Genomic DNA, 21561 nt, shown 5'->3' on the forward strand with positions numbered 1-21561 from the left:
GGAGAGCATCATGTTGAACCTCTCCGAATACAGAAAAAGGAATGCGGCGCTTGCCGACTTTCTGCCCTGGGCGGCGCTGATCGCACCGGGCGTCGTTCTCAACAAGGACGGCTCATTCCAGCGCACGGCCCGGTTTCGCGGTCCCGATCTCGACAGCGCCACGCCGTCCGAACTGGTCGGCACCACCGCACGGCTCAACGGCGCGCTTCGCCGCCTCGGCTCCGGCTGGGCGATCTTTGTTGAAGCACAACGAAATCCGGCAACCGAATATCCGACAAGCCTGTTTGCCGACAGCGCTTCGGCCCTGCTGGACGTGGAGCGCCGGGAGCAGTTTGAAGAATCCGGGTTGCTTTACGAGAGCAGCTATTTCCTTACTTTCGTCTGGTTGCCGCCCGCCGAAGAAGCCTCGCGAATGGAAGGCTGGCTTTACGAGGGCCGCGAACGCTCCGGCGTCGAGCCGTGGGAATTGCTGAAAGGTTTTATCGATCGCACCGACAGGGTGTTGCACCTGGTCGAAGGTTTCGTGCCGGAAGTGGCGTGGCTCGATGATGCCGATACGCTGACCTATCTGCATTCCACCATATCGATCAAGCGCCACCGCGTCCGGATTCCGGAAACGCCCATGCACCTCGACGCGCTTCTGGCCGATCAGCCCTTGGCTGGTGGCCTCGAACCGCGCCTTGGCGAGTACCATCTTCGCACGCTGACCGTGATCGGTTTCCCGACCGTCACGTTCCCCGGCATTCTCGACGACCTCAACAGGATCGCCTTCCCCTATCGCTGGTCCACGCGGGCGATCATGCTCGACAAGACCGACGCAACCCGGCTGGTGACGAAGATCAGGCGGCAATGGTTCGCCAAGCGCAAGTCGGTCGCCGCTATCCTCAAGGAAGTCCTGACCAACGAGCAGTCTGTTCTGCTGGATTCGGATGCGGCCAACAAAGCCCTTGATGCCGACGCAGCGCTTCAGGATCTCGGTTCCGATCAGGTGGGCGAAGCCTATGTGACAGCGACCGTTACCGTCTGGGACGCCGACCCGCGCATTGCCGACGAAAAGCTCCGCCTCGCGGAAAAGGTCATCCAGAGCCACGACTTCACGGCCATCGTGGAGACAGTCAACGCGATCGAGGCATGGATGGGCAGCATTCCCGGCCATGTCTATGCCAATGTCCGGCAACCGCCCATCTCGACATTGAACCTCGCGCATATGATGCCGCTATCGGCGGTCTGGGCCGGACCGGAGAAGGATGAGCATCTCGACGCGCCGCCGCTGTTCTACGCCAAGACCGAAGGGGCGACGCCGTTCCGCTTCTCCCTTCATGTCGGCGACGTCGGGCACACGATGGTCGTTGGCCCGACAGGTGCCGGCAAGAGCGTGTTGCTCGCCCTCATGGCGCTCCAGTTCCGGCGTTACGAACGCTCGCAGGTTTTCGCCTTCGACTTCGGCGGTTCCATCCGTGCCGCCACGCTTGCCATGCGTGGCGACTGGCAGGATTTGGGTGGCTCGCTCTCCGACGATACATCGCTGATGAACACGGTGTCGCTCCAGCCGCTCGCCGGCATCCATGACACGCCAGAACGGGCATGGGCCGCCGACTGGCTGGTGGATATTCTGGTACGCGAAGGCGTTGGAATCACCCCTGATGTCAAGGAGCATCTCTGGACGGCGCTCACGTCCCTGGCCTCTGCGCCAGTCGTGGAACGCACCATCTCCGGCCTTGCCGCGTTGCTGCAATCAAATAGCCTCAAGCAGGCGTTTCGCCCTTATTGCATCGGCGGTCCCTATGGTCGGTTGCTCGACGCGGAAATGGAATGGCTCGGAGACGCCTCGGTTCAAGCCTTCGAGACCGAAGGGCTGATCGGCACAGGTGCTGCCCCGGCGGTGCTTTCCTACCTGTTCCATCGCATCGAATCCCGCTTCGACGGACGGCCAAGCCTCCTCATCATCGATGAAGGCTGGCGGGCGCTGGACGATGGCGGCTTTGCCTCGAAAATCAAGGAATGGCTTAAGACGCTGCGCAAGAAGAATGTCTCCGTGGTTTTCTCCTCGCAGTCGTTGGCTGACATTGAAGCCTCGCCGATCGCGCCGGTCATTGTCGAAAGCTGCCCGACGCGCATCTTCCTCGCCAACGAACGCGCCATCGAACCGCAGATCGCATCCGTCTATCGCCAATTCGGCCTCAATGACAGGCAGATCGAAATCGTCGCCCGCGCGACGCCGAAGCGGGATTATTACTGCCAGTCCCGCAGAGGGAACCGCCTGTTCGAGCTTGGCCTTAGGTCCATCGCACTTGCGCTCTGCGCATCGTCCGACAAGGCCGCCCATGCGCTGATCGATGAACTCATGAAGGACGGCGCGAAGCCGTATTTCCTCGAAGCATGGCTTGAGGCCAACGCGCTTGCCTGGGCCGCCGATCTCATTCCCGACCTCACCAATGTCATCGATCAGTCCGCAGCCGATGCGGCCAGCCCGTTTTCTGTTTCCCCGCCATCCGAAGAGGAGTTTCCGCTATGATGCATATTGCCCGTTTCTCGCGCGCCCGCGTTCTGGCTTGCGCTGTCAGTGCATCCGCGATCCTGCTTCCCGTCACCCTGCCTTTGGTCGTTATCCCGTTCACGCCGTCGCCGGCGCTGGCGTGGAAGATCGTCTATGACCCGACCAACTACAGTCAGAACCTACTTTCTGCTGCCCGCGCGCTCGAGCAGATCAACAATCAGGTGACGTCTCTCGCCAACGAGGCGCAGATGCTCATCAACCAGACCAGGAATCTCACCAGCCTGCCTACGTCCTTGCTGTCGCAGATCGAGGGCAATTTCTCCGAGATGAAGTCGCTCCTGAATGAAGCGGACCAGCTCGCCTACAATGTCCAGAATATCGAAACGCAGTTCAACGCCACCTATCGCGATTTCGCATCCGGCGACCGTACCACATCGCAACTGGTCTCTTCCGCGCAACAGCGCTGGCAGCAGTCCGTTTCGGCTTTCGAGCATTCGCTGAAGGCCGGGGCCGTCGCGGTCGGCAATATCGAAGGCACGCAGGAACAGACCAGCGAGCTTGTCAGCGCCAGCCAGTCTTCTGTCGGTGTGCTTCAGGCGACGCAGGCCGGCAACCAGTTGCTTGCCGTACAGGCCAGGCAGATTTCCGACCTGACCGCCATGCTGGCGGCGCAGGGCCGCGCCAATGCGCTGGAGCAGTCCCGACAGGCCGCAGCGCAGGAACAGGCCCGCGAGCAGTTTTCCCGCTTCATAACAGGGACTGCCTACACATCGTCCAGTGTCCGCATGTTCCACGATTGAAGGGAACGGACGTCATGGACCTGAAGATCGCCGCCCGGATGATCGCCGTCTTCGCAATCGGTGCAGGGCTGACCGCCGCCATCGCCACCCTGCAAAACGATGAAGACCGGCCCGATGCCGACGCCCCCCGCATCGAGCATCCGGGCGGCGACCCTTCAGCTCTATCGGCCGCGAAAAGCGAACTTACCCGTTGCCGCGACCTTGGCACGGCGGCGATCGAAGACACCGCCTGCCGCAAGGCATGGGCGGAGAACCGCCGCCGCTTCTTCCAGATCAACAAGCCGGACAGGCCGACGCCGCCGAAACAGAGCGCCGTCGAGGGAGAAATTCGATGAACAATGTCGGGGTCATCGACCGTTTCCTCGAAACCTTCACCAGCTATATCGACAGCGGCTTCGGTCTGCTGTCCGGTGAAGTGGCCTTCCTCACCTCGACGCTGATCGTCATCGACATTGTGCTGGCCGGCCTGTTCTGGGCATGGGGCGCTGACGAGGACATTATCCAGCGGCTCGTGAAGAAGACCCTCTATATCGGCTTCTTCTCCTTCATCATCGGCAACTTCAACAATCTGGCGAAGATCGTTTTCGAAAGCTTTTCCGGGCTTGGCCTCAAGGCTGGCGGTTCCAGCCTGTCGGCATCTGAACTGTTGCAGCCTGGTCGCGTGGCGCAGGTCGGCATTGACGCCGGCGAACCGATCCTGACCGCCGTGGGCGAGCTGACCGGCTACATCTCCTTCTTCGAAAACTTCATCCAGATATTCGTGCTGCTGGTAGCGTGGGTGATCGTGCTGATCGCGTTCTTCGTCTTGGCGATCCAGATCTTTGTCACCCTGATCGAGTTCAAGCTGACCACCCTGGCCGGATTTGTGCTGATCCCGTTCGCCCTGTTCAACAAGACATCCTTCCTCGCCGAAAAGGTGCTTGGCAACATCGTCGCTTCCGGCGTGAAGATATTGGTTCTGGCCGTCATCGTCGGTATCGGTTCCGGCCTGTTCAGCGAATTTACCGCCGGCTTTTCCGATACGCCGACGATCAGCGAAGCCCTGTCACTGGTTCTCGGCGCGCTGGCGCTGATGGGCCTGTCGATCTTTGGCACCGGCATCGCCACCGGCCTTGTCTCCGGTGCGCCGCAGCTTGGCGCGGGTGCAGCGGTCGGAACCGGCATCGCCGCCGCCGGTATCGGTGCGGCCGGCTTCATGGCTGGAAAGGCCGGTTTGAGTGCGGCGGGCGGTGCAATCTCTGGCGGCGCACGCGGCGGCGCTGCCCTGGCCGGTGGTGCCAGAACCGCATACGGCCTCGGCAATGCTTCCGTGGGATCGACCGGGACCGGCGGCGGAGCGGCCGGCTTTGCCGGTGTCGCCAAGGCCGGGGCCGGTCTTGCCATGAACAAGGGCAAAGAGGTAGCGGGCCGCGCCGGGGACTCCCTGCACTCCAGTTATCGTTCCGGTCGGGCCGCCGCATGGAAAGCGACCGGCGGCAAGAACGAGGTCAATCCGGGCGGCGCTGCTGGCGGCGGCAAGGCCGCCAACGATCCGGTTTATGCCGCCTCGCAGCCCGCCAAGGCCGTGTCCGGTTCCGGCATTTCTCCGCAGTCAGCTTCCGCGTCCGCTCCCGACTGGGCGCAGCGGATGAAGCGCAACAGCACCATCAATCACGGCGTCAGCACCGCAGCCCATACGATCCGCTCCGGCGAGCATGGCGGCGGCTCCATGTCCGTTTCTCTCAATCAGGATGATCGCTCATGACACTCTTCAAGCGTCCTTCGGTGCGCTATGCCCGCACGCCCGAACCCGAAACCCCTTATCAGCGCGCCGGACAGGCATGGGATGAACGGATCGGCTCGGCCCGCGTGCAGGCGAAGAACTGGCGGCTGATGGCCTTCGGTTCTCTCTTCCTTGCCGGCGGCTTCGCATCCGCCCTTGTCTGGCAATCGACACGCGGCACGGTGGTTCCGTGGGTGGTGCAGATCGACCGTTTTGGAGAGGCGCAAACCGTCGCTCCGGCCGTGGCCGATTATAAGCCGACCGATCCGCAGATTGCATGGCACCTTGCCCGCTTCATCGAGCAAGTCCGTTCGATCCCCGTCGATGCGGTGATCGTCCGCCAGAACTGGCTTCGCGCCTACGAGTTCGCCACGGATCGCGGCGCGATCGCGCTTAACGATTATGCGCGGGCGAACGACCCGTTCACCAAGGTCGGCAAGACGCAAATCGCGGTGGAGATTTCCAGCGTCATCCGCGCCTCCCCGGACAGTTTTCGCATCGCATGGGTGGAGCGCTCCTACGAGAACGGCCAGCTTTCCGGCACAGAACGCTGGACGGCGATCCTGACCGTCGTGCTCCAGCAGGCGCGCACCACTGACAAACTCCGGGCCAATCCGCTTGGTGTCTATGTCAACGCAATCAACTGGTCAAAGGAGATGGGGCAATGAGTAGGGCAAATAGGAAAAGAGCATTCATGCTGGCGGCGACGCTGGTATCCGCCACGGCGCTTGTCGGTTGCGCGAAGAAGTATATCCCGCCGGAAATCGACTACGACGATGCGGCTCCCGCCATGCTCAGGGCCGATCCAGTCGCGCCGGTGAAAGTGGTCGAGGTTCCAAAAACCTTGCCGCTACCCGGTCAGTTGAAGCCGATCGATGGCAGCAAGAGAACCGCCGAAGCGACCGACCCGAAGCAACGTATCAGCGCCGCCAACGAGGCCGCCCGCATGCAGCCGGTCCGTGACGGCTTTATCAACGCCGTGCAGGTCTATCCGTTCTCGGCCGGCGCGCTCTATCAGGTCTATGCAGCGCCGGGACAGGTGACGGATATTGCCCTTCAGTCGGGAGAAGCCCTTGTCGGCTCCGGCCCGGTCGCCGCCGGCGACACGGTGCGCTGGATCATCGGCGATACCGAGAGCGGTTCGGGAACCACCAAACAGGTCCATATCCTTGTGAAGCCGACACGGCCGGATCTTCAGACCAACCTTGTCATCAACACCAACCTGCGCACCTATCATCTGGAACTGCGCTCGACGGAAAAGACCTATATGGCGTCTGTCTCGTGGCAATATCCCGCCGACCAGCTTATTGCGCTCCGCCGTCAGAACGCGAAGGCGGCGGAAACGCAACCCGTCGCTTCCGGCGTGGACATATCGAAGATCAACTTCCGCTATCGCATCGAGGGCGATGCAGCGCCTTGGCGGCCGCTGCGCGCCTTCGACGATGGCGCGAAAGTCTATATCGAGTTTCCGTCCGGCATCGGACAGGGAGAAATGCCGCCGCTCTTCGTGATTGGCGGATCGGGTAATTCCGAACTGGTGAACTACCGCGCCCGCCAGAACTATTATGTCGTCGATCGCCTGTTCGCGGCTGCGGAACTTCGCCTTGGCGACAAGGACACGCAGAAGCGCGTTCGCATCGTCCGCACCGATGGCCGGCCGGCAACGGCGAAGCGCACGGTGCTGTTTTCCTCGGAGAATGATCGATGAGTGGAGCACCCCATCCATCACAAGGAGATCTTGCCGCGCAACTGCGCCTTCGCCCCGAACCGCCGCGCGTCACGCGGCTTTCGCGCAAGGTTCTGATCGGAGCCGGCGGCGTGGCGGGCATCGCCATTGCCGGTGCATTGTTCTGGGCGCTCGACACCAGCCGACGCGGCAACCAGTCGGCGACGGAACTCTACAATATCGACAATAAGACCCCGGCCGATGGGCTGGCTGGACTGCCGAAGGATTACACCAACATTCCGAAGCTCGGTCCGGCGCTCCCCGGCGACCTTGGCCGTCCGATCCTGCGGGCGCAGGAACAGGGCAAGCCGGTTGCAGCACCGAATATCCAGACGCCGCGCGTCGATCCCGAGGAGCAGCGCCGCCTTGCCGAAATCGAGGCGGCGCGGCTGGCGAAACTCTTCACCGATAGCCGGGGAGAGAGGACGACTGGCAACCAGCAGGTCGCATCTGCCACGGCGACCACAGCAACAGGTTCGGGCATCGATCCGGCGACCGGGCTACCGCTTGCGGCCGAAACGCCGCCACTCGATTCCGGCTCGGCGCAGAACATGCAGGATCGCAAGCTTGCCTTCGTCAACGCCGAAGCTGACCGACGCACGGACAGTGCCGACCGCGTACAGGAGAAAGCGTCGCCCTATATCGTGCAGGCTGGAACCGTGATCGCCGCCGCGTTGATTACCGGCATCAAGTCCGATCTTCCCGGCCAGATCACCGCGCAGGTCACGGAGCACGTCTATGACAGCCCGACCGGGAGCCATCTGCTGATCCCGCAAGGCTCCCGCCTGATCGGCCAGTATGACAGCCAGATCGCGTTCGGCCAGAGTCGGGTGCTTCTGGTCTGGAACAGGCTCATCATGCCTGATGGAACTTCCATCGTGCTCGAACGCCTTCAGGGTGCCGATCCCCAAGGTTATTCCGGCCTTGAGGATGGTGTCGATTACCATTGGGGGCAATTGTTCAGGGCGGCGGCGCTTTCGACGCTGCTTGGCATCGGAACCGAGATCGGCTCCAGCAATGACGAGAACGAAATCGCCAAGGCGATCCGTGAGAGCGCGCAGGATACCGCGGCCGACGTCGGGCAGCAGATCGTGCGCCGCCAGCTCAACATCCAGCCGACGCTCACCATACGACCGGGATTCCCAGTGCGGATCATTGTTCAAAAAGATTTGCTGATGCAGCCGTGGGGCGCGGTGAAGGAGCCGACATGACCAAGTTGAGGCGCTGTCACATTCTATACAGGATTGCAGTTTGAAGCTCACTTTGGGCTTCTAGTTTAGGTGCTCTGAAATTTGCATGCGGTGCGAGAATAGTGACCAACTCCTTTGGACGCTCTTCACTAAATCTGGATAAGTCCAATCTTCACATAGCTCAAGTTCTAGAATACCCTGCGAGTATTCAACTTTTGATAGTCAAAGTCCTGCACGAGTCTCGCGATCCTATGTCGACCATCTATCGGAATATCAGCTTTGCGGCATCTGGCAGTTTTGCCGAGATTATGGAAAAGGGCGATGAGATTACCGTGAGAGCGCAGCTGACGCGTGAGATTTGCAACCAAGTCACCGTCCTTGAACGACCCTTGGAACGTTTTCTCTTTCTCCCCGGACGTCTCAACGACTGCTTTGCCCAGATTGCAGAATCGATGTGGATCATAGCTGGACGAAACGATATCGCCTGGCTTTCTCATTATCTGCCGCGTGCGCCGGATTTCTCCGATGATGGAAAGACGTGGCGCGCCGGGTATGGACCCCGACTTCGGAATTGGCGAGGTCGATCAGATCAACTCGATGAGGTCAGGAAACTTTTGCTCAGCGATCCTTCGACTCGGCGGGCAGCGATGAGTTTCTTCGATCCGGAACTTGACTACGCTGCGAGTCTCGACATTCCCTGCAACAACTGGATTGGATGGCTTATTCGTGACGGGCGGCTGAATATGAGCATCGCAATCCGCAGCAATGATGCGATGTGGGGTTTTTCCGGAGCGAACGCTTTCGAATGGAGCATCTTGCACGAGCTCTTGGCCGGTTGGACTAATACCCAAGTCGGGACGGCCACGTTTTTCGCAGCATCGTTTCATCTCTATGAACGGCATTTCAAAGCCGCCCCAGCTATCGTCTCGAAGTTCCACGGCATATCACCTTATGATTTCGGCATTCGGCGACTGCCTCTCTCGGTAAAGTGGGCTGACCTCGAGCAGACGCTGCAGCAATGGTTTGCTTCCGAGGCTGATGTGCGACGTGAGCCGGAAAGCCAAATTCCCGATCTCGACAGGATCAACGACGAGTTCCTGCGGGAATCTTTAAAGATTCTTCGATTGAAATGGCTGGAGCCGATACTGACCGATACGGAGCTTTCCCTAGAGATGAACAAGTTAGAGGAAAGCGATTTAGCCGCGGCGGTATACCAACATTTCGGCAGGCGCCGTCCAGGCGTGCTAAACAATATCGATCACCCAAACATCGCTTCGTTCTTCCAGGCTTGTGGATACACTGAACGAAATATTTCGCAGCTTGAAAGTATTAACCCTTCTTCGGCTGCTCAAGACGAGATGCCGTAAACTTTCGAAGTTTTTGAACGGCGCGCATCACTGCGGGTGACCAGCTGTCGAAATCGGACTTATCTTTCGAGCCACGCTCGAAGGTTCGGTTTCTGTTGGCCAAATCTTCAATCAGTGCGACGGCCTCGTCGATCTGGACGTCTCCATCGTTACCAACACGCAAGTATGTCGCCAGAAGCTGGAGGCCTTCGATCGCAGTGGGGACCCCGTCAGGATTGTAAACGCTAGCGGCGTTTTGAAGATCGTCCAGTGTTCTTTCCCATCCTAACACCGCTTCCGACTGCGATGCTCCATCGATCGTCCTATGCCCAAGTGAAATGGCTAGAAGGTGGATGCGTTCCGGCGCCTGATCAAGCCATCGGTCGATGATGGGCATCGCAACCTGTGTCGGGGTGCGAGATTGGGTTCTAGCGTCGGCGGATATGGTCGTGATGCGGCCGGGGGTAAAACCCAGTTCCCCACATATCTCCCATTGTAGAAATCGAAGCTCGGCGACATTGATTGGCCACCACCGGGCGAACTCCTGAGCACGATAGAACGCAATCGCATCAAGCTCTTGCCTCCCGCCAGAACCATTGCGTCGCTTAAACTCAACGAGGCAGAAGGAGGCGAATTCCTCTCCCTTTCCATCAATGGTGAAATCTCGGAATGGATCAACCAACACGGCAACCGCGCGTGTGCTAGCTTTTTCACGAAGGAGATTTTTTACCCGGGCTATCTGATCAATTTTTCCTCCGAAACGACGGAGCCGGCCACCATGCACGTAAGGGATTCGGTGATCAAGCCCTGATCGATCCAATTGCCACCATGCAACAAGTTCCTTCAGCCAATCCCGACGTTCCTTTTCGTTCAAGGGTTCCGCAATCGGGTAATCATTTGGTAGAGGAAGCGAGCCTGGGGAAGAAGCTGGAAGGTCCAAGTGTACGATCAGCGTCCCCTCCTTAGCCTCTGTGGCTGCAGCCTCACACGCTCGGTTATATACCTCGTCGATATCTTTGCCCTGTATGACGACGGGCGCATTCGGTAAAGGTTCGTCGCTCCATATCCGCTTGATGAGGAGGGGGGCCGGCTTCATATCGACGCCGGCTCGAGGCAACGGTAACGGCTCGATCGCAATTGTTGGATTAAAGGGCATTCCAGAAATCGAAATCAGACGGGCCGCATCTGTCTCTCTCCCCGCTTCGAAAGTGGAACCTGAGATGACCAGAGTTTTCCAATGCGCTTCGGAATCTTGCTCATAAAGGTGCTCATATTGAGCAGCGTGTTCATGTTTGTGGCCATGGATAACGATGGCAATGCGCCGATCACGCAGGAAGCCGCGAAGTTGTTCGAGGTTCGACATATCAGCGAATGGTTTCAGCTCTTCTCGCAAAGATGGCGCGCGAAGGTGATGATGAAGCAGGGCGACGCGGAGCTGTTTTCCGGCTGCCGGTTTTTCTGTGGCCTCTATTTGATGGCGTAACGCTTCCAATTGAGCGCTGGACACCCTCGCCATATCGTATCGCGCCAAGCCGTTCAGTTGCTTTCGCAGTACCGTTGCGAGATTTTGGTCTCCGTCGGACAGGAGCGCCGGAATCTTGTCCCATACATCGGACAACGGGGCGGGTAGGATAGAGCTCACCTGCGACCAGTTGCTTGTGTTGATTGGATATACCGCCCATTTGCAGTCTTTGGCGACAAGGGCATGAGAGCCGCCGTCGGTTGGGGCGCTGTCGATCCCGTCGATCCAAGGTGTGACGCAATCGTGCGTGCGCCAGGTTTCAACAAATTGCGTGTATCGCTCAGACGAGCTTGGCAGCGAATCTTGCAGAACATCGTGATTGCCAGGCACAGCAACGATATTTGCCGGCGTAATGCCCACGTCAGCCAAGTGCTTTATCAGCAGCTCAAACAGAATCCTGTGCCCACCTGCTTCGCCCTTGTCCTGAGCGTCGCCCGAGAACAATACGCCATCTAGCTCGAGGGCCTCTTTTTTCAGCCTTTCTGCAAGACGGCTCAGCATAAACTCAAGCGCGGCCTCGCGGGTCTCTTGCGTGATACCGGGGATATTCACCTTGTGGTCGTCTCGGGGCAGGGGATTTCCCGAAGCCATCAAATGCGCGTCGGTTAAATGCAGAAATAACGCCCGATCTGACACCAATGTCCTCCCATTATTTCCAAGCGAGCCTGCTATCTCATGATTGCATGCTTTAGTGAAATCATAGTATCATGATTTTATGAAACATCCAGAGGTTGCTTCTGAAGAAGAACAGGAAGAATATCTGCAGGTCTTGATCCCCGCTTCGACGAAGCGGGAGCTGGATATTCGTTCGGCTGAAACGCGCGAACCGCTGCGCATGGTTGTTCTGCGCGCGCTTGATGCCTACGGCTTTGCCGTCCCACCGGAATCGATCAGCGACAGACGCAGGAAGCGAAGATCATGACTGAAACTTTCATGCCACTGTCGGTCGACGAATACGCCCTGAAAGCATCAAGGACCGACCAACGTAGTGATGGCGGCTCAATGACTTTTCCACTGCTCGGCTTGTTTGGAGAGACCGGCAGTCTCCTAAGCGAAGTGAAGAAAAAACAGCGTGACCGCACTTCGTACATGGGATACGCGAGTGCCGTCGCAGAGGAACTCGGTGACGTCCTGTGGTATCTGACGATCGTTGCCGACCGAGCAAACATCGCCCTTGCCGACATCGTCAGCCATGTTGACTCGGGGCAACGTCCATTAACCTTTTCTTCCATCCAGCCTGCGGTCATGCCACGCCGTACGCAGCCGACGCCTGCATTCGAACGGACATTGCTCCAACTGGCTGGAGCGGTCGGAGGCTTAATGGCAGATCACGAAGCAGGACGCCTCCTCGGTGACAGGCAAACGCTCGTATCGCGCCTGAGAGCCGTGACGGGGCATCTTGTCCAGGCTGCCAATGAATCCGGAACGACCCTAGAAGCAGCTGCGATCAAGAATCTCGCAAAGATTGACGACCGTTGGCCCTTGGAGCGAGTGCATCCGGAGCTCCTCGACAGTCACGCCGTTGCGGAAGAGCAACTTCCTCGCGACTTGAGGGTGGAAATCTTTGAGCGTGACGTCGGCGCACGGCGCTTTGTTTTCCAGCGCTGTAACGGATTGAATATCGGCGATCGTCTCACCGACAATGCAATGACTCCGGATGACTACCGGTTCCATGACGTCTTCCATTATGCCTATGTGGCCACCCTTGGTTGGTCTCCAGTCATTCGCGCTCTTTTTAGACTGAAGAGGAAGAGTACAGCCAGGATTGACGAGGCACAGGATGGTGCCCGCGCTATCCTGATTGAGGAAGGAGTTACGACCTGGATTTTCGGCCAAGCTGTGAATCTCAATCTTTTCTCTGGCATGGGCGCGGGAGATCTGCCATTCGATCTCCTCAAAAACATCCGGCAGTTTGTCGGCGGTTACGAGGTAGAGACGGTCCCGCTGTGGCTGTGGGAGGACGCAATCCTTCAGGGATATGCAGCATTCCGGTTTCTGCGCGAGCACCGCCGGGGGCTGTTACATATAGATACTGCGCAAAGACGCCTCAGGATCGAGGAGCTACCGTGATCACCCCCAAGTCATTCACCGCTTCGCTTGCCGAGCTCGAACTCGCCAACGTGTTCAACCCATATCGCGAATGTTGCCCGACACATGATCGATCTGACGCAGCGCAGATCCGCCGTGATAATTTCGAGCGTGGCCTTGAGGCAGCTATTGAATCGCATGTCGATACGATCTGGATTGCTCGGGACCTTGGCTACCGAGGAGGAAGGCGTACCGGCGTCCCACTGACAGATGAGGTGCATCTTGGTGATGCTTCTCGTCTGCTTGGCGGGGTTAAGCTGGAACGGGCAACGATAGGTCCTATCGTTGCTGAGCGAACGGCAGCCGTCGTATGGAATATGTTGTCGATGATCGACGAGCCGGCTGTGCTTTGGAATGTGTTCCCGCTGCATCCTTACGAGGCTGGAGACCCCTTCTCAAACCGATGCCACACCCGCAAGGAGCGCGACATTGCCTGGCCGTTTTTGATGGCGCTTATTTCGATGGTTCGACCAAGGAGAATCGTCGCTATCGGTCGCGATGCTGGTCTCGCGTTGGATGGTGTCGGCGTGCCCGTGTCCACAGTGCGCCATCCCAGCTACGGAGGGCAGACTGATTTTGTTGCTGGCTTACGCAAGATCTACGGCATTGCGGCGGGCGGCGGACCGGCCCGGACGTTAGAGCTGCCATTCTAAATTCAAGCCACTTTGTTGACCGTAGCCGCTGCATCAAAGTCGGTAAGAAGCTTTTCAATATCTGTTCGTTTGGTTGCCTTTCCCGGCTGGTCAATGACGGCATGGGTTGAGATCACGGTTAGACTGCCGAGGTCGACGTTCCCTTCTCGGGCAACGAAATTCATCAGCCGACCAAGTCCCACGAGATTCCCGAGAAGCTTTTCAATATAATAGTGATTGCGATAGATCACTGTGAGGTTGAGTTTCCGCCGACCGGCTGTTGGCGCAAGCTTGAAACTCAAGAAACTCAAGCACTGGCCACCATAAGGAGAGTCATCGACGTCGCGCAGTGGATCGTAGATGGATAGTTCAAACTTGTTCAAAGCCGTTACATTAGGGTCGCGGATTCGTCTTACGATGTCCTGGAGTGGATTTGGTAAGTTGTCACTTCCACCTGGGAGATGGGTCATTCGCTCAAAATAATAGCCAGACCAGCGATCGTTTTTGCGGACCTTGGAGAGCACTTTCTCGTCAAAAACTTTGAAAAACCCCGGATAACCGAAGCCTTCATAAAGGGCTTGCGGGAAAATTGTATTGGCGACCGCGTCAACAGCTTTCTCGTGCTTTTCGAGAAAGCTGTTGACTACTTCGACCCTACGGTCGCTGCGATCTGCACCAGCTACTGGGTTTGCCACATCAATGATCACGTTATGTGCCTCGTGACCGTGGTTCGCATCGACCAAACGGACGGCCTCGCGCCATGCCGTTACGCAATCAGGCTGCGGCGGAACTGCTAGATACATCCAAGTCCTCCAATAATTCGAAAATTCCTTTGAGGCGGGGTACGAGAAAATCTTCCGTGAGCCATGCGTAGCCTGATTTACCCCAGCGTGGTCCCCAGCTATTTCGCACGAGAACGGAGCGTTTATTATCGACAAGGCCGTGAGCAGCAGCGATTACTGCATGGCGACGGTTAGGTTCGGGCTGTTCATCTTTGGCTGCTGCTACGACACCCTCGCTGGTAGGGCGAAAGAATGATCGCGAGGTCGTCATCAAGAGGATCGCCGGTACGCCTCGATCTATCTGCTCGATAACATCGTCAATCGACGCCTTTTTCCCGCGACCATTTCGACCGTAAACAGGTGAGATACCAGCCGGAGGCTGCCACGAGGCCTCATCACTCGACACAGTAGGTTGGTAAGGCCATCTATTTTCTTCGGGCTGCCCATTTTCTCTCAAAGCCGCCAGAATTGCAGTAGGCAGCGCACCCTGCGTCGGCGATCGACTTGTGCGACGTTGTGCGTGGTAGAATAGATACTCGCACGATAGTGGAGCCCACGGTCCGCGAAGAGCTGCATGGGTATCACTCGCAGCAAAGGCGAGGCATGTTGGTCGAGAGCCCTGGTTGCGCGCTGGGCCGAATAGCGGACGGAGATCTTTTAGAACTACTATGCTGCTCATGCGGCCTCGAGCAAATCACGGCGCTCTGCTCGCGAGAGGCCTTCTTCTTCGGGGCCAGTGAGATCAAAGTCGACCTCAAGCGAACGCAGCGGCTCCTCATCGGGGTCCCAGAGGCGCCGTTCTTCAAGCGCCATTTTTCCCCGGTACGAGGAAGTGGGCTGCGCCGTAACTCGGCGAATTACCGGGCCGCCAATTCCATCGTCACCCGACTCCAGTTCCTCGCGGACGATAGCAAAGCCGCTGGCACTAAGTTGATCCATGTCCCAAAGATAGCCTCCTCCGCTATGCTCCTCCAAACGCAGGACAAAGTGGTCGTTTCGGCTTCCATCTAGCCGTGTATCAGCGTCGCGTGCAGTAAGTAGCCAGACGTCTCCCCTGTAGTTGGCCGGCTCATATTGGCCGAGGAGATTAGCCTTCAGTTGACGTGGTTTGGTAAGGAGAAGTTCTCGTGCTTGTTTCCGGTCGATTAGAGTGTTGCGCACGAGAGTCCAGCAAGTCGCTTCATAGCTGGCGCCTAATCGAAGCGCCAATTGGTAGACGGTACTGGGGCGCCGCAAGTCACTGACAGTCCATCTCTGCCGTGTCATGTGCCAGCCCAAGAGCCAAGTCGGAAACATGAATGCTGTTGCGAAGGCATCTGCTTCGACTTCCTGCATGTCGGAGGCAGGTTGCGCGTTAACAGGCATACGGCGAAGCATGCTGTCATCGTCCAAGCTCGGCTCATGTTGTAAAATATAGTGACCGAGCTCATGAGCGGCAGTGAAACGCTGGATACTCATCGGGCGTTCCGTTGTGACCAGAATGCCTGGCGATGGCGCGTTTAGGAACGCGCCTAATAGGCCCTTGAGAGGGCGAAGTAGAAGTGGCACGTCCAGTTCATGGATTGCCTTGAAAACATCAACGTTTCCGCCGCGGGCCTCAATAGTCTCTCGCAAGGTCAAATCGCGGTGGATTCGCGCAGCCGCGAGTGTGCCGGCCCTTACTGCTCCAGCATAATTTTGCGCGACCATCCCTTGTCACCTACTCGCTCGAGAACGAAGGTATTCAGCGAATTTCCCAAGTTCGGCACGGTCCTGGGTTGATAGATCGGCAGCGCGGCGCGCTAAATGCGCGACATCGGCAGGCAAATCCGATGTGCCCTTATCGTCGCCAGTGAAAAAGCCAACTGGTTGGCGGTAGAGCTTCGCCAGGCGACTCAACTCAATTGCTTCGACCTTGCGTTGGCCATTCTCAATATCCGTCAACGCTGTTCGAGGGATTTTGAGATACTGAGCAACTTCGTCTTGCTTCAGCCCAAGATACTTCCGGGCTTCACGCAAGCGTTCGCCTAGGCGTTTCCGCTCAATATCATCTTGGGAGTGTGATGCTGCGGAACCACTCATACCTTGATCCCCTTGTGTTTTTTCCATCGAGACTCGATCTTCGGCAGTAGATGCTGAATTGCTTCGTCTACAGAGGAATATCCCCCGGACTTTACAACCTTGTCCGGCAATTCGAAACCGATCGTCGGTTCAACGTTGCACAAGATTGATACCGCAATCAGCGAGTCCACGTGAATTGTCATGCTCGAAATAGCTGAAACGGAAGACGGAAGCGCAATACCGCGCATCGCTGCCTGATTTTTGATTGTGTCAACCAGATCAGCGCGAAGAGTCGCCTCAACAGATGCTGCCGGAAATGTTTGAGTGCTTGGCATTGCTGTCGTCGTCGACACCTACAACTCCCGTCGCAAACTAGGACCTGGTAACAAGATAATGTCTGAAAATCAGACATGCAAGTTCTTTTTAAGAATCTATCCGACAACCAAGACTTGCGTTAACCCGAGCGACGGCACGGATCAGGCTCTTTTTTTGTTAGCGTTTCACTTGTATGGAAGGCGTATCCAACTATAGTCAGGCGCCCTGTATAGCGGAGATCTTCGTAGCTAGATGGGCGAGATAGGCTCGCGCCATCCCTGCATATGGCTGATCGGGAGCGCAGTGAAGTCGCACGATGTCGAGGTAGTCGAGAGCCGATTTCTCTCGAATGTTGGCAATTGTGTCATCCTCCTCGTTGACCGCTGAATTCAACTCTTCCAAAGCCCGGTTACCAGTCCACTGTAAGAAAAGGAGTTTCGACATCCTGTCTTCGGTTAGGCGGCGTCGGTTCAGGGCGTAAATATCGATTGACGTTTGGCCGATGCAACTGCCGTCACGAGCGCGAACAGTTGAAAGGTTTTCATTCACAATCCAATCGAGGTGTACTTCGGGATCAACCCTCGTCGGATCGATCAGCAGTGGTTGCTCCGTTTCGATGTCCTGCATGTAGTCGGTGACCCATGTCGAATTCGCTGTAGGAAACGCATCGAGCTTGCCAACCGTGACGGTCTTGTTGGACTCGATCAAAGTAACGATCTGCTCTTCTGTCATTCCAGGTGTGTAGATCAGCTGACGACGGCGCTGGTTGCAATGCATGCAAGCGAGCACAAGGTTACTCCAGTCCATAGCCAGCCACCAGTAACCTGGGTGATCGACGCCGCTGTTAATCGCGTCCGTAACCCGTCCTTTCGGTCTGTAGTGCTCGATGTCAGTATCCTGAGAACCAGCGATTTTGCTTTCACAGTACGCGCATTTGTTATGGAAAAGGTCCTGCAGTGCATCGCGCACTGTGTTGTCCGAATAAGCGGAAAACTTGGTGCCCTCCGCCGGTTTTCCGCCCACCAGCCCGTCAATAATCTTCTGGCGCTCGACTGAGGCCGAGCTCGTTTCATCATTTAAATCAAGCCGTGCCGGCACGTTGCCATCACGATCGACGCGGATCATATTACGCCTCCGCCGTTCCGTCGTTTCCGTCTTGCACGGTGTTCGGTGATCCGACCTTGGCGCGGGTTTCCTGAGGCGACACGAAGTCGCTCGTCAGTCGTTGCAGTGCGTTAGACAGAATTGACGCCCGCTTCGGTAACGCGGTCTTGCTTGGCTCTGTGCGAGTCTCGAACTCGGCCTGTCGCAAAACATCCACCAATGCCTGCTCGATCGGTGTGTCACCAACGACTAGGTTTCGATCAAGATCGCGCTTGAGCCGTTTCAACTCCTCCTTTTCGCGGTCGTTAAGGTTGTCCTGCCGGGAAGTGAGTTCGTGATACAGGGCAAGTTTTGCATCCGTTTCCGGGTCGGTCGATCCGAGCCCAAAGAACTCGGATGTTAGAAGCTGCTCCGCTCGCATTCCTTTGATTGTCGGCAAGTTCTCAAGTTTTTCGATCCGCTGGTCACTACCCGACCGGTGCAGGACGAAAACCTCGCCATCGTGCATGCCCCGCAGGCACAATGGGTCGTGGGTAGTGACTATGAACTGCACCTGCGGAAATGCGCGGCGAAGGCAAGACATAATACGCATCTTCCAACGCGGATGAAGGTGGGTCTCGATTTCGTCGATCAAAACCGTCGCGCTTGCATATTCGAGGTTGTCGTAAAAACGTAGAAGCTCGCGGATGATGTCGGTCGCCATCGCGATGATCGACTTGTATCCGACCGACATTTCCTCAAGGCGTGTGCGCCCGCCTGAAGTTTGGATGACAATATGCCCATCCTCGCGCGCAAAATAATCGTTTGCCTCGAGCATCAAAATTTCACGTAGTGCCCGGACGGCCGGCTCGAATTTGGCGTCCTCGCAAGTCAGCAGCCAGTCGGCTGGATTGGCGATTGTCGCCATTGCATCGAACAGCGATCGCGCGCGATACGCAGGTGCCCGAAAACGGCGGGTCTTCTTATTCGAAAAATAACGCCTTGGACCATATGCCAGCACAATCTTGGAGGGCTCTGCCGTTCCATCGAAAGTTGCGCTTGAACTTCTGGCTGTCAGTGTGGAGAACATTTGACCGCCAAAAAAGCCGACTCTTACCTCAAGGGGATCATGCGAAAGATCATCCCGCTGACTGAGGTCGGGCCTGTTGATGAGACCGCCTGGATTTACATCCTCACCGGGAATAAGCCGGTCAAGGGCTTCCGTCTCGACAGTACCAAGAAGGGTAAGCGCAATCGCTTCAAGAACACTACTTTTCCCGGTGGCATTCTCCCCAAGCAAGATCATACAGGGCACAGCTTCCATTGACGGAACAGTATCGGGAAGCCGAAAGTCGATCGAACTTAGTCCTTTGAAGTTACGAATGCTGACAGTAGTGATGGTCGCTTTCGCGGCGGGCATCTCCGCGAGGCCCGGCAGTCGTCTGAATGGCGGCAGAGAAAACGACTCTTCGATCATCGATGCTTCTGTCGCTTTCCCCTCAAGCAGCGAGTAGAAGAAGTCGCGACGGCCAAGTGGATCCATCTCACTAAGCTCGTTCAGCATTTGGCTGAGATTCTCAAAGCTTCGACCTTGGTCTGAAGCAGACTGCAGCAGTGCAAGCGCAGTTGCACCTGGATGGCTGCTATTCGGCAACATAAAGGATGCCCAGCCTTCGTGCAAACCGGTCGAGACTGCAAACAATCCTTGGGGTGGGTCTACCAGTCGATCGACCGTCTCTCGCAAGGCGCGGTGGCGCGCATCGATGAGTTCACGGCGATTAAGTGAAAGGAGCGATATTGTCTCCTGTCCCTTTGTGCTCAGATGATCGACCGTACCGTCGGAACCAAAGCGGAGATGTTTGGCTGGATCGTCGAAGCAAGGATCAAGAAGCAGCGAGTTTTCTGCTAAGCGCAATTCGGCGATCGTTGCGTTAATAGGGCCGCGGGTTCCATCAATGTAAAAGAGGTTCTGCTTTCGCTTGCGGCAATCCTGGCAGGCCGCCACCATGTTATCCCATTCATAAGCGAGCCAGCTATAGTGCGACTGATCTGTACGACCGTCCTTGCCCTGTGCAAGCCCAAATGGGCGATGGTGTTCCAGGGGTGGGCGGCTATGTGTCTCGACACGTCGTTCGCAGTATCCGCACCGTCCTTCAAACAGCTCGTTGAGCCCGCTTAGTAAACTGGAATCCGCGAAAATGGTTTGGTTGACTGGCGCTCGTTGCTGTTTCGATAGTCCGTCAGTGTTAGCCGCATACCTCGCCAACTCCTTACGTAGCCTGTTGACCTCGGGGGAGGTAAGGATCTCTGGGATTTGAACCAATTCTCGAGAAATATATCGCACGGATGCAGCTCCAAGTTGCGGGCAACTTTATCCCGAAATTGGCTATTCCGAAATATCAGAATTAGAGTTTTGTAATAAAATACGAATGCATGCGGGCAGGTTATGCAGGCGTAATAATATTCCCTAGAAAAATAGGTCCTCCGCATACGGAGACGAGACAATAGGTTGTGTTATTTAGGTGTTGCCATCAATGGGTGCTTACACCGCCAGCTTCGGCATTTCGCGTTCGGCCAACGACAGGAATCGGGTGTTGCGAGCCCTCTCCTTGAACCTGCGATAAAGCACGACAAACTACGGTCCATTACGAATCCGGCAGATAAGCTTCTGCGCCAACCGCAATGATTTGTTCCTCGCTGAGTGCCTTGTGCCAGTACGAATATAGCACCTGGCGTTCGCTGGGCAGTTTTACATTTTGCCGAAGGATTCGATGAATTTCACGGAATGCCTTATGCTCGCAGCCACCCCAGAAAAATACATCATTCAGATTGTGCGGCCAGGAAACGGATCGAATAGCTTCAGGAAGAAGCATCATCGTTCCTGCGGGCGCGCCGTGGCGATAAAGCCACTGCATTTCGATTTTTGGCGGTTTCACAAGCGGCTGCATTTCTGATGGGCTGTCGACTTCTATAAAGGCAATGCCGATCGCATTTCTATCGATACTTTCGAGAATCCGCGCGATACCCGGCATCGCTGTCTCATCTCCGGCCAGGACATAAAATTTAGCAGGCGTTGGTCCGCCAGCGGCTGGGCCAACGATGCCGACAATATCACCCGTGGACGCGGTTAATGCCCATCGTGTCGCTGGTCCAGCGCTTTCATGCAATGCAAAGTCGATCGTAATTTCACCGCAGGCCGGATTAATTGCACGGATGGTATAGACGCGCGTATCCAGCTTTTGTTGTTTTGGCCACACAATATGGCCAGCTTCATCGAGAACCGGCCATTCCGGTGAGTGGGTATTCTTCGGCTGGAAAATCAATCGACAATGAAGCTGATCATCGCGATCAAAGCGAGCAAGGTCGTCTCCCTGAAAAACGATCCGACGCATGCGTGGGGTAAGCTGGGAAATAGCTTTGACTCGAAGTACGCGCAGATCTTCCAGGGGCGTGAAGCCCGTTTCATCGCCGAGCCATTGAATATCGAGTTTTTCACTGGCGGCGATGAAAGATATTGGACCGACCAGCGCATGTTTCAGACGATTGAGTGCATGCTTGTTGGTGGTTTCGATGGAAAGAAGAAGCTGGCCCGGTTGGACCTTGATTTCTGCTGTGCCGAATACAGATATGACCAGATGATTGTCACCATGTGGGGTAACAGTCATATCGTGCGTCGAGATTGAGGTTAGGATCGGTTCCAGAAAATGCTGGATTTTGGGAAACTCGATGGTTGCTGCCGCTTTGAATAGGCGTTTTTGAGAGAGTTCGGTTTTCATCG

At 56.8% G+C, this 21561-nt stretch carries 20 protein-coding genes; 11 read left to right on the top strand and 9 right to left on the bottom strand.

What is annotated here, in order from left to right; translation table 11 throughout:
* Positions 1–10 precede the first annotated feature (10 nt).
* The 8 genes from trbE to FIB18_RS19420 all read left to right on the top strand — a co-directional run bounded on the left by trbE (position 11) and on the right by FIB18_RS19420 (position 9342).
* Positions 11–2515, top strand: coding sequence for a conjugal transfer protein TrbE (trbE, locus tag FIB18_RS19385; RefSeq protein WP_140022259.1), 2505 nt, complete (start codon positions 11–13; stop codon positions 2513–2515).
* Entirely contained in the window at positions 2512–3297 is a 786-nt protein-coding gene (gene trbJ, locus FIB18_RS19390) for a P-type conjugative transfer protein TrbJ (RefSeq protein WP_140022260.1), read from the top strand. The genes trbE and trbJ overlap by 4 nt, the downstream gene beginning before the upstream one ends.
* A 14-nt stretch (positions 3298–3311) precedes the next feature.
* Entirely contained in the window at positions 3312–3632 is a 321-nt protein-coding gene (trbK-alt, locus tag FIB18_RS19395; protein WP_140022261.1) for a putative entry exclusion protein TrbK-alt, read from the top strand.
* The gene (gene trbL / locus FIB18_RS19400) at positions 3629–5041 is read left to right on the top strand and encodes a P-type conjugative transfer protein TrbL (RefSeq protein WP_140022262.1); all 1413 of its coding nucleotides are present in this window, start codon (positions 3629–3631) and stop codon (positions 5039–5041) included. The genes trbK-alt and trbL overlap by 4 nt, the downstream gene beginning before the upstream one ends.
* Positions 5038–5727: a conjugal transfer protein TrbF gene (gene trbF / locus FIB18_RS19405; RefSeq protein WP_140022263.1), complete on the top strand. Its 690-nt coding sequence runs from the start codon at positions 5038–5040 to the stop codon at positions 5725–5727. The genes trbL and trbF overlap by 4 nt, the downstream gene beginning before the upstream one ends.
* Positions 5724–6767: a P-type conjugative transfer protein TrbG gene (gene trbG, locus FIB18_RS19410; RefSeq protein ID WP_140022264.1), complete on the top strand. Its 1044-nt coding sequence runs from the start codon at positions 5724–5726 to the stop codon at positions 6765–6767. Before trbF ends, trbG begins: the two co-directional genes overlap by 4 nt.
* On the top strand, positions 6764–7996 hold the full coding sequence (locus FIB18_RS19415) for a TrbI/VirB10 family protein (protein WP_140022265.1): 1233 nt from the start codon (positions 6764–6766) through the stop codon (positions 7994–7996). The genes trbG and FIB18_RS19415 overlap by 4 nt, the downstream gene beginning before the upstream one ends.
* 230 nt (positions 7997–8226) lie before the next feature.
* On the top strand, positions 8227–9342 hold the full coding sequence (locus FIB18_RS19420) for a thymidylate synthase (protein ID WP_140022266.1): 1116 nt from the start codon (positions 8227–8229) through the stop codon (positions 9340–9342).
* On the opposite strand, the gene FIB18_RS19425 is transcribed toward FIB18_RS19420, so the two are convergent.
* Complete coding sequence (locus tag FIB18_RS19425) at positions 9305–11479, bottom strand: metallophosphoesterase (protein WP_140022267.1); 2175 nt, start codon at positions 11477–11479, stop codon at positions 9305–9307. The two genes, FIB18_RS19420 and FIB18_RS19425, sit on opposite strands and share 38 nt — an antisense overlap.
* A 79-nt stretch (positions 11480–11558) precedes the next feature.
* Here FIB18_RS19425 and FIB18_RS19430 point away from each other — a divergent pair, with 79 nt between their 5' ends.
* Genes FIB18_RS19430 through FIB18_RS19440 form a run of 3 tightly spaced genes read left to right on the top strand, consistent with a single transcriptional unit; the run spans position 11559 to position 13584 of the window.
* A complete protein-coding gene (locus tag FIB18_RS19430; protein WP_140022268.1) occupies positions 11559–11765 on the top strand; it encodes a hypothetical protein in 207 nt (68 codons plus the stop codon).
* On the top strand, positions 11762–12913 hold the full coding sequence (locus FIB18_RS19435) for a nucleoside triphosphate pyrophosphohydrolase family protein (RefSeq protein WP_140022269.1): 1152 nt from the start codon (positions 11762–11764) through the stop codon (positions 12911–12913). The genes FIB18_RS19430 and FIB18_RS19435 overlap by 4 nt, the downstream gene beginning before the upstream one ends.
* Positions 12910–13584: a uracil-DNA glycosylase gene (locus tag FIB18_RS19440; RefSeq protein ID WP_235894922.1), complete on the top strand. Its 675-nt coding sequence runs from the start codon at positions 12910–12912 to the stop codon at positions 13582–13584. Before FIB18_RS19435 ends, FIB18_RS19440 begins: the two co-directional genes overlap by 4 nt.
* Positions 13585–13586: 2 nt before the next feature.
* On the opposite strand, the gene FIB18_RS19445 is transcribed toward FIB18_RS19440, so the two are convergent.
* The 8 genes from FIB18_RS19445 to FIB18_RS19480 form a co-directional block, all read right to left on the bottom strand.
* Positions 13587–14366, bottom strand: a complete 780-nt coding sequence (locus FIB18_RS19445; protein WP_206667401.1) for a thymidylate synthase family protein — start codon at positions 14364–14366, stop codon at positions 13587–13589.
* Positions 14338–15024: a C1 family peptidase gene (locus FIB18_RS25420; protein ID WP_140022270.1), complete on the bottom strand. Its 687-nt coding sequence runs from the start codon at positions 15022–15024 to the stop codon at positions 14338–14340. Before FIB18_RS25420 ends, FIB18_RS19445 begins: the two co-directional genes overlap by 29 nt.
* Positions 15021–16034, bottom strand: coding sequence for an ImmA/IrrE family metallo-endopeptidase (locus tag FIB18_RS19455; protein ID WP_140022271.1), 1014 nt, complete (start codon positions 16032–16034; stop codon positions 15021–15023). The genes FIB18_RS25420 and FIB18_RS19455 overlap by 4 nt, the downstream gene beginning before the upstream one ends.
* A gap of 6 nt (positions 16035–16040) precedes the next feature.
* Positions 16041–16433 (bottom strand): helix-turn-helix domain-containing protein, encoded by a 393-nt coding sequence (locus FIB18_RS19460; protein WP_235894924.1) that lies wholly within the window; start codon positions 16431–16433, stop codon positions 16041–16043.
* Positions 16403–16738, bottom strand: a complete 336-nt coding sequence (locus tag FIB18_RS19465) for a hypothetical protein (protein ID WP_140022273.1) — start codon at positions 16736–16738, stop codon at positions 16403–16405. Before FIB18_RS19465 ends, FIB18_RS19460 begins: the two co-directional genes overlap by 31 nt.
* A gap of 178 nt (positions 16739–16916) precedes the next feature.
* Positions 16917–17825 (bottom strand): HNH endonuclease family protein, encoded by a 909-nt coding sequence (locus tag FIB18_RS19470; RefSeq protein ID WP_140022274.1) that lies wholly within the window; start codon positions 17823–17825, stop codon positions 16917–16919.
* A 1-nt stretch (position 17826) separates the two neighbouring features.
* A complete protein-coding gene (locus FIB18_RS19475) occupies positions 17827–20127 on the bottom strand; it encodes an AAA family ATPase (protein WP_140022275.1) in 2301 nt (766 codons plus the stop codon).
* A 301-nt stretch (positions 20128–20428) separates the two neighbouring features.
* On the bottom strand, positions 20429–21559 hold the full coding sequence (locus FIB18_RS19480) for a siderophore-interacting protein (protein WP_140022276.1): 1131 nt from the start codon (positions 21557–21559) through the stop codon (positions 20429–20431).
* Positions 21560–21561 lie beyond the last annotated feature (2 nt).

The organism is Brucella pecoris (assembly GCF_006376675.1).
GTDB classification, from domain to species: domain Bacteria; phylum Pseudomonadota; class Alphaproteobacteria; order Rhizobiales; family Rhizobiaceae; genus Brucella; species Brucella pecoris.